Raw genomic sequence first — 1,101 nt, forward strand, 5'->3', positions numbered from 1 at the left:
ACTGGACGTTTGTTTCGCGTTCGGGGCAGTAGTGGCCGATTCATGTTTGGACATCGGTAGCGTGATATGTCCGAACCAGCCCAGTAAGAGCGCATAACAGCGGGCGCCGACCTGCCCGACTTCAGTGCATTCCATCCCGGGATCGTGTCTGGTTCACATTCATCCCCGCATAGGCGGACATGGCGTCCGCCCAGCCGTCGCCCCGACACCGTACGCCTACTGCATGACCGCACGACGCCCCTACCCGTCCGACCTGTCCGACGCCCGGTGGGCCCTGATCGCACCCCGGCTGACCGCATGGCGACAGGCCCGCACCGACGCCGGGGTCAGCGGACGCACACCCACCCACGACCTCCGCGACATCGTCAACGCCATCCTCTACGTCAACCGCACCGGCATCGCCTGGCGCTACCTGCCCCACGACTTCCCACCCCACGCCACGGTCTACGGCTACTTCGCCGCCTGGAGCAAGGAAGGCATCTTCACCGAACTCAACTACCAGCTCACCGGCCTCGTCCGTGACCACCACGGCCGCACCGTCGAACCGACCGCATCCATCATGGACAGCCAAAGCGTCAAGACCTCCACCAACGTCCCACTGTCCACACAGGGCACCGACGCCGGCAAGAAGATCGTCGGACGCAAACGCGGCATCATCACCGACACCCTCGGCCTGCTCCTCGCCGTCACCGTCTGCGCCGCCAGTACCAGCGACAACACCATCGGCATGGACCTGCTCGACCAGGCCACCACCACCTACCCCACCCTGACCAAGACCTGGGTCGACGCCGGCTTCAAAAACCGTGTCATCGAACACGGCGCACACCTCGGCGTCGACGTCGAGATCGTCACCAAAGACCCACAGATCAAGGGCTTCAGCGTCGTCAAACGCCGATGGGTCGTCGAACGCACCATCGGCTGGCTCATGCACCACCGCCGACTCGTCCGCGACTACGAAACCCAACCCCACAACTCCGCCAGCATGATCACCCTCGCCATGATCGACAACCTCGCCAAACGCCTCACCACCGAAACCACCCCAACCTGGCGAGAACCCCCACAACCACAACACACACAAAATACGTGAATCAGACGTCCTCT

The 1,101-nt window shown here is 63.5% G+C and carries 1 protein-coding gene; it reads left to right on the plus strand.

The annotated features are described in order from the left end of the window. Nucleotides 1-223: 223 nt before the first annotated feature. The gene (locus JQN84_RS31140) at nucleotides 224-1,087 is read left to right on the plus strand and encodes an IS5 family transposase (RefSeq protein ID WP_204962158.1); all 864 of its coding nucleotides are present in this window, start codon (nucleotides 224-226) and stop codon (nucleotides 1,085-1,087) included. Nucleotides 1,088-1,101 lie beyond the last annotated feature (14 nt).

The sequence above is a fragment of the Micromonospora humidisoli genome (genome assembly GCF_016900955.1).
GTDB classification, from domain to species: Bacteria; Actinomycetota; Actinomycetes; order Mycobacteriales; family Micromonosporaceae; genus Micromonospora; species Micromonospora wenchangensis.

Bases quoted from the DNA above. Each gene is read 5' to 3' on its own strand.
- JQN84_RS31140 (WP_204962158.1), top strand. From the start codon at position 224: ATGACCGCACGACGCCCCTACCCGTCCGACCTGTCCGACGCCCGGTGG.